We start from the raw sequence: 7065 nt of genomic DNA, 5'->3' as shown, positions 1-7065 counted from the left end.
GGTGATGACGGTTATCTCTCCCTTGTGGGAGAGAAAGGATTTTCTTGGTGTTAGCGCAGCTAACCCTTGGAAAATCCAAGAGAGGGGATAGGCTAATGTTTCCAAGATTCCCCTCTCTTGCGATTTCTCGCACTTAGCTGACGCCAAGATGCTGAAATCGCTTTCTCCCAGATAACCGCGTGATCCCTCGGCGATAGAACTGCCTATAACCCCACGAAACGATAGATATCCTGGCGCGTTTTGCCTTCCTCCCGCAACTCGCGCAGGGCCGTGTCCTTGCGGCTTTTCGACAGTTTCTGGCCATCGCGATCCAGGATGAGCGCGTGATGGTGGTAGACAGGCGGCTCGATGCCGAAGAGCTGCTGCAGGAGGCGATGGACGCTGGTGGCGTGAAAAAGGTCCTTGCCACGGACGACATGGGTTATGCCCTGCAGGGCATCATCGATGACGACGGAGAGGTGATAGCTCGTCGGCATGTCCTTGCGCGCGACAATGACGTCGCCCCAGTCCTGTGGCCGTGCGGGAACGATATGTTCTTGCGGTGCGGTTTCGATCCAGGAAAGCGGCTCGCCAACATATTCGAAGGCATGCTCCATATTGAGGCGCCAGGAAAATGGTTGTCCTGCGCCGATTCGTTGGTCGCGCTCGCGTTTTGAAAGGTGCCGGTCACCCGGCGGATAAAGCAGTGCACCATCTGGATCACGCGGCCAGTTGTCTTTATTGCCTGCAATCCTCCCAGTCTCGCGCTTGATATCGCTGCGGCTAAGAAATGCCGGATAGACGAGGTCCATACGGATCAGCTTGTTCAGGGCCTCCTGATAGATGGTCAAATGTTCAGACTGGCGGCGAACGGGTGTCCCCCACTCCAGCCCAATCCATTGCAGATCCTCGAGCATCGTCTGTTCGAGCTCAGGCGTGCAGCGCTCGAGGTCGATGTCTTCCATGCGAAGGAGCAATCGGCCGCCAGTTTCGCCTGCCATCCGCTGGTTCAGTAAAGCCGAATAAGCATGGCCAAGATGCAGATGGCCATTGGGACTGGGGGCAAATCGGAATACCGGAACTGTCATGAGTGATGCGTGGCGTCCTTGCGTGGGTATCGAAGCAATTGATACGGTGTTTGCGAAACGATGCAAAGTGAACGGCCAAAACCATATGCGCAGGATAGATACACTCGACGATATCGCCGAAGGACTGGAGGCCTTGCTGCAAACCCATCCGGAGCTTGGCGCCATCGCCGAGCGGGCGGGGCCGTTACCGCTGCGCCGTTCGGAGCCAGGTTTTGAAAGCCTTGCTTCAGTGATCGTGTCGCAGCAGGTTTCCAAGGCGAGCGCTGCTTCGATCTGGAACCGGCTCGTTGGTCTCATCGATCCGCTGACGACGGAAAACTATCTCGCGGCCGGCGAGGAGGCATGGCGCCTTGCCGGACTATCCCGGGCGAAGCAGACAACGCTTGCCCGCATCAGCGAAGCGATCATCGCCGGAGAGCTCGACCTTTTCGACCTGTGCGACCGTCCGATCGACGAGGCAATGGATGCGATGACGCAGGTGAAGGGTGTCGGCCCATGGACAGCGGAGGTCTACCTCCTGTTTTCGGCCGGACATGCGGATGTGTTTCCGTCGGGCGACGTTGCGCTTCAGCATGCCTATGCCCATGCGTATCGCGAATCAGTCAGGCCCGACTCAAAAGCGCTGCGGCTTTTGGCCGAGCGCTGGTCCCCCTGGCGCGGTGTTGCAGCACGGCTTTTCTGGGCTTATTACGCCGCAACGCGTGGCCGCGATGGCACACCAATCGCATGAAGTTGAAATAACGGGGTTTTTCCTCAGCAAGCACAGCAATTCGCTTCACATTCCTGTCACGTCCAGCTTACAATAATAGGGCCTGATGGTTGGATTGGGAGTTGATTCCTTGACAATAGCCGTCTCGCCGGACGGGTTACCGGCTCTGGTACTCAATGCGGACTATCGCCCGCTCAGTTATTATCCCTTGTCGCTCTGGTCCTGGCAGGACGCGATCAAGGCGGTCTTTCTCGACCGTGTGAACATCGTCGCCGAATATGAGCATGAAGTTTCTTCTCCCTCCTTCGCCATGCGATTGCCGAGCGTTGTGTCGCTCAAGACTTACATCAAGCCATCGCGGAACCCCGCCTTCACGCGGTTCAATGTCTTTCTGCGCGACCGCTTCGAATGCCAATATTGCGGCTCCGAGGACGATCTGACCTTCGATCACGTCATTCCGCGCTGTGCCGGCGGTGAAACGATCTGGGAGAATGTCGTTGCGGCCTGTTCGCCCTGCAATCTGCGCAAGGGCGGCCTGATGCCCGACCGCGCCAAGATGTGGCCCCGGCAGAGGCCCTACCAGCCGACCGTGCATGACCTGCACAACAATGGCCGCCTGTTCCCGCCAAACCATCTGCACGACAGCTGGATGGATTATCTCTACTGGGATGTCGAGCTGGAGCCTTAGGCTTTGTTCAGTGCACGCCAGCAGCAGATGCCGATTATCTCTCCCCTTGTGGGAGAGAAAGCGATTTCAGTGTCTTAGCCCTTGCTAAGTGCTAGAAATCGAAAGTGGGGGGATTGCCCAGCTGAGTTACCCCCTCTCTTGGATTTTCTAAGAATTCAGCAAGGGCTAAATCCAAGAAAATCCTACCGGGGCGAGCCCTGGATCTCGCCCGCCCTCGCTCCCCCCGCAAGGGGGAGATAAGAACCGCTTACGCCACCTGCTTCGCACCCCGGAAGGCGACGATCACCAAGATCAGGCTTGCGATTGCGTTCCAGCCCGCGAAGGAAAGACCGAGCACGCGCAGCGCCGCAGTGTCACATGCGGGCGGATGAATTGCGTTCAAATCCTTGAGCAAATTGCCGGCATCGGTGGTGATCGACATGGAAACGGCCGTGCAATCGGTTGGACCAGCCCAGAACTTCCACTCGACGCCGGCGTGGAAAATCGCCAGCCCCAGTCCGATCAGCATCAGAATTCCGCCGAGTGCCAGCAGAAGCCGTGTGGGCCCGGCTGGCCATTTCAACCCTGCGGAAGCCACGGCAAGCGCCATCAGCGGAATACCGGCATAATAGGGATAGCGCTGTTCCAGGCACAATTTGCAGGGCAGATAGCCACCGATGTACTGAAATCCGAGCGCAGATCCAACCGTGACAATCATGGCCAGCAGCAGGAAGATGGCCGTTTTCAAATGGGGTGAGCTGCCAGTCGTAGCCATGATATGTTTGACGTCCTCATTCAAGATCTGGTCACAAGTGATAGTAGTGGAACACGGTATATAGCAAGATCAGGACGGCCGCCGCCGCGCTGGCGATCAGGCCCAGCCGTTTCTCGATAAAGTGCCGAATCGGCTCACCATAGCGGCGGAGCAGCCAGGCGAGAAAGAAAAAGCGGGCACCACGCGCGATGATCGCCGAGGCGATGAACAGCCAGATATTGATCGCGGCGGCACCGGAAAGAATGGTCACGACCTTGATCGGCGGCAGGTGGGCAAGCCCCGATGTGACCAGCAACAACAGGATCGCATCGGCGCTGGTCGAACCGCGCAACTGTTCGAAAGCGTCGAGCTTGCCGTACATTTCGAGAATGGGTTTCGCCAGCGTCTCATAGGCGTAGTAGCCAAGCAGCCAGCCCGCGATGCCACCGAGGACGGACGCAACCGTTGCCACAAGCGCGTAGCGATAGGCCCGTTCAGGCCGCGCCAGCGCCATCGGCAGGTACAGCACGTCAGCAGGGACGAGAAACACAGAACTTTCGACGAAGGCGATAATGGCGAGCCAGACTTCCGCCGATTTGCGCGCGGCAAGAGACATCGTCCAATCGTAAAGTCTGCGCAGCATAAGTCGGTTCCTGTCGGGGAAGGTTGTCTGGAAAAGTTGGTGATCCTTAGAGCAAACTTCACCGAAATGGAATCGTTTCACTCAATATTTGCAAACCGGCCGCTCTTTCACGCTTTGTCCTGACCCGCCTCTAATGACGTTGCGCAGGCACATCAACACACGACTACGTTATCATCGAGAAAACGTCTTATTGGTGTTGACCGAAGGCCGACTCTGCATGTATTTGGCATTTACGGTCTCATGGTTCGCCCAGACCTTACGCTTTTGGCGGCCCCCTTGGCGGAATTGGTAGACGCGCCTGACTCAAAATCAGGTTCCGAAAGGAGTGCTGGTTCGATTCCGGCAGGGGGCACCAGAGACCCACCCACGGCAGTCCGCAATCATCAGAATACACTGATTTTATTGGATTTTCACCGTGTCGGTTGTCCATAGCTTCCCACATCCGCCCACTTGCTACCAACAGTTTTGACGGTATGGTTGCTGGTATCAGCCGAGAAAATTGGAAATTTCCATCTCGGATACCAACAATCGGCAGGCCATGGCGCTCTCAGACTTTCAGATCAAAAACTTCAAAGCCCAGGAAAAACCGAGTAAGGTTTCCGATGGCGGTGGGCTGTTTTTGCATCAAGGTCGCGGGCCGTGAACACTGAATTCCCGTATTCACCTCTGACAAACTGCATCCAAATCTGATCGCGGATATCCGGGTGTAGAATTTCCCTCGGGAGAAGTTTGCCGGACCTAAATGCCGCATAGGCATCAGGTGTTTCAAATTTTGGGCCTTCCGGCTCAGTATCTTCCAATTAGGGTCTTGCGGAGATTGAATAATGAGCCCTTGTGAAACCAGCCAAGTGACAGCTTCGATAAAAGCAACTTTCAAACGCACGGAGAATGTTCTTGGATAATGCGGTGTACTTTGGCTTTGATTATCAAACTCGATAGCAATGTTGCCGAGGTGGAACTGCGTATCAGCGGGATCGGATTTTGGTAAATAAGCGGCGGATGACCGGACCACGCCACACGGTCGGAGGTGCCACTGCTGCATCACTCAGGTGGGCCGTACCCTGATCACCTGACGCCGCACTACCCCCTTTTTCCGATCCATCAATTCCCGGTGGAAAGCTCCAAATCATTGGTTAGTCGGATCGCGTCCGGGTGTATTCTAATCCCCTGACTGCACATTTGCCGCCAAGGCCCGCAGTCTGCATTGGGAGGAGCACGGACGCAAAAGAACGGCACGGTTCCCCACTTTGTCAGCGTTTCGCTCCTCCCTTTTTGGAAGCTACCCGCTGATCAGTCCTGAGGCTCTGGCTTTATTTATCAGATACGAGACAAAGGACGCGCACGCACCGAGCATGAACAGCGCATCCGTCTGGTCCAAGTCCGCAACGCCGTTAAATACCAGTGAGTGACGCAAGCCATTTTCGTCGCTCGTGTAGCCATACAAATTGAGAAGTCCTTGTTTCAGGGGAATGGTGCCGCGTTTCTCCAGCACAGCAAGTGCGGGCCGGAGGTCCTTTGCGCTCGGATCAATACATCTCACGGTAGCTTCCACTGCATTGATGCTTTCGTGAATGCAGTCGGCCCAGTCTCCAGCCGTCGCGCGTTCGGCAGCCAATTTGAGATGCTGTCGTGCTCCGTTGAATTCTGTAGAGACGAGATCGGAGAAGGCGCGCTCGAGGGTTTCCGCCTCTTCTTGCGACGAGACAGGTGCAATGGTGTTGCCGTTCACAACACGATAGGCGGCCTGGCAGCGCTCTAAGCAACGGTCAATATCGGCAGCAAAGTTGTGACTAGGTCGTGTTTTGTACCGTATTATCCACTGCAGAAACCCCAAGATTTCAGCATACGTGCCATACTGAAAAAGGTTTCTTAGACGTTCCTTATGGTCGATCCAGTTGGTGCCAAACTCGTCAATCATAAGGTGGTAGTGTTCGACATGCATCGCGCGAAGGATGGTATCCCAGTTTCCGCTGATATGTCGGCCAAACGTGCCGTTAGTTAGTGAGAGTGAGATAGAATGATGGATGTAGTGCCAAAGCTGCGCTCGCAATTGCTGCGAGACCTCTTGCAACTGTAGTTGCCGTGGGAGCGGCGCGGCACCTTCGGCCTGCTCGAATGTGAGATTTGAGCGATTAAGAGTTGCGTCGGCCACGATGCCCCCTGCTTCTAAGTCTCGGGCTGCCGCCCGCTAACGTCATGTTTTTCGCGCGTGCAACACCCTGATGTGCACACTGCGATAGTTCTCAGCAATGCCCGCCCAGTTTGTGCGCCTTCCCCCGCTTATCGAAGCTCATTGTATCGGATTTGAGTTAATAAGCGGATGACAGCTCTATTTTACTGGTTGTGTAGCTATGACCGCCACACTTGCCCCCAAACTTGCGAGCATATTTGCACGCCTCCCTCCTTTCCCCAAGCTGTGTAAGTCAAATTGCCACACGGACGGCGTGACTGTGAGACATTATTCTGCGCTGGCTGACTGCCCAATGGTCCCCTAAGCCCCGGCAGTCAGCTCTTGGGAGGAAGATAGAGCAGTTCCCACTCGGTGCGTCTTCCTCCCGCCTTTTTGAGGATTAGCCCCGAATGGATGCACTCGTCGTGTTCGTCATCCTTGCCGTGATCGTGACCTATTTGGTGCTGCGGCTGGTGTAAAAACTGACACTGCGCTCGGTATCATCTGGAGCACCGCGCGTGAGAGCTGACCAGGTAGTTGGACGTCACAGAAAAAATTGCGATCGCAAGATGGTGCAAGAGTAAAAAGGCACTGAAAATTTGGCAGGCGCACCAGTGTTGGTATTGTTGATGGTAGTTCGAGAATGCGCCTGCAAAAGTCTGTATATTAAACAATAAGTTAGCTCGCGTATGTGGCAACGCCAGGGCACCATTTTTTCACATATTTGTATTATATTTCAACTAGATAGGCATAGATCGACGTTTTCGACCCACCCCTGTATCCACCTTGCAAGAAGGTCATGATTTTTTCCGAGGGAGCGGATGCGACATTCTTGGGTGTTTGTCCTCGCGCACGCGCGCGCCTTGCTGGCGGAAGCGGCCCTGCTCGACGGCGAGGAGGCCACCACCACCTGGTGGCTGGCGCCGCTGTTCCGGCAGCGCTATCCGCGGGTGCGGCTGGACGAGACGCGAATTATCGTGCAGTCCAACGCGGTGGTCACCGCCGGCGCGGCGCTTAGCCATCTGGACCTGGCGCTGACCCTGATCCGGCGCGCC

The 7065-nt window shown here is 55.8% G+C and carries 7 protein-coding genes, 1 tRNA gene and 1 pseudogene; 4 read left to right on the top strand and 5 right to left on the bottom strand.

All coding sequences use genetic code 11. The annotated features are described in order from the left end of the window. Nucleotides 1-203: 203 nt before the first annotated feature. Nucleotides 204-1067, bottom strand: a complete 864-nt coding sequence (gene gluQRS, locus AAAC48_RS18720) for a tRNA glutamyl-Q(34) synthetase GluQRS (protein WP_340655632.1) — start codon at nt 1065-1067, stop codon at nt 204-206. 85 nt (nt 1068-1152) lie between these two features. Here gluQRS and AAAC48_RS18715 point away from each other — a divergent pair, with 85 nt between their 5' ends. Together AAAC48_RS18715 and AAAC48_RS18710 are read left to right on the top strand one after the other, a co-directional pair. Then, nucleotides 1153-1797, top strand: coding sequence for a DNA-3-methyladenine glycosylase (locus AAAC48_RS18715; RefSeq protein WP_340655631.1), 645 nt, complete (start codon nt 1153-1155; stop codon nt 1795-1797). 109 nt (nt 1798-1906) lie between these two features. Continuing rightward, nucleotides 1907-2464, top strand: coding sequence for an HNH endonuclease (locus AAAC48_RS18710; protein WP_340655630.1), 558 nt, complete (start codon nt 1907-1909; stop codon nt 2462-2464). Nucleotides 2465-2711: 247 nt separating this feature from the next. Here the strand turns inward: AAAC48_RS18710 and AAAC48_RS18705 are convergent, their stop codons facing one another. After that, the gene (locus AAAC48_RS18705; RefSeq protein WP_340655629.1) at nt 2712-3218 is read right to left on the bottom strand and encodes a disulfide bond formation protein B; all 507 of its coding nucleotides are present in this window, start codon (nt 3216-3218) and stop codon (nt 2712-2714) included. A gap of 31 nt (nt 3219-3249) precedes the next feature. Next, a complete protein-coding gene (locus tag AAAC48_RS18700; RefSeq protein ID WP_340655628.1) occupies nt 3250-3840 on the bottom strand; it encodes a YqaA family protein in 591 nt (196 codons plus the stop codon). A gap of 270 nt (nt 3841-4110) precedes the next feature. Between AAAC48_RS18700 and AAAC48_RS18695 the strand changes: the two genes are divergently transcribed. Then, nucleotides 4111-4195 (top strand) — tRNA-Leu (locus AAAC48_RS18695). A gap of 192 nt (nt 4196-4387) precedes the next feature. Here the strand turns inward: AAAC48_RS18695 and AAAC48_RS18690 are convergent. Further along, entirely contained in the window at nt 4388-4882 is a 495-nt protein-coding gene (locus AAAC48_RS18690) for a hypothetical protein (protein WP_340655627.1), read from the bottom strand. 237 nt (nt 4883-5119) lie between these two features. Further along, a complete protein-coding gene (locus tag AAAC48_RS18685; protein WP_340655626.1) occupies nt 5120-5992 on the bottom strand; it encodes a hypothetical protein in 873 nt (290 codons plus the stop codon). An 854-nt stretch (nt 5993-6846) separates the two neighbouring features. On the opposite strand from AAAC48_RS18685, the pseudogene AAAC48_RS18680 reads away from it, so the two are divergent. Continuing rightward, nucleotides 6847-7065: pseudogene (locus tag AAAC48_RS18680) on the top strand (AraC family transcriptional regulator); the annotation flags it as partial.

Origin of the sequence: Phyllobacterium sp., assembly GCF_037994405.1 — a bacterium.
In the GTDB taxonomy this organism is placed as follows: domain Bacteria; phylum Pseudomonadota; class Alphaproteobacteria; order Rhizobiales; family Rhizobiaceae; genus Phyllobacterium.
This window is presented reverse-complemented; position numbering and strand designations above follow the sequence as displayed.

Excerpts from the sequence above, each read along its gene's own strand:
- gluQRS (WP_340655632.1), bottom strand. The coding sequence starts at position 1,067 with ATGACAGTTCCGGTATTCCGATTTGCCCCCAGTCCCAATGGCCATCTG.
- AAAC48_RS18715 (WP_340655631.1), top strand. The coding sequence starts at position 1,153 with ATGCGCAGGATAGATACACTCGACGATATCGCCGAAGGACTGGAGGCC.
- AAAC48_RS18705 (WP_340655629.1), bottom strand. The coding sequence starts at position 3,218 with ATGGCTACGACTGGCAGCTCACCCCATTTGAAAACGGCCATCTTCCTG.
- AAAC48_RS18700 (WP_340655628.1), bottom strand. The coding sequence starts at position 3,840 with ATGCTGCGCAGACTTTACGATTGGACGATGTCTCTTGCCGCGCGCAAA.
- AAAC48_RS18690 (WP_340655627.1), bottom strand. The coding sequence starts at position 4,882 with ATGCAGCAGTGGCACCTCCGACCGTGTGGCGTGGTCCGGTCATCCGCC.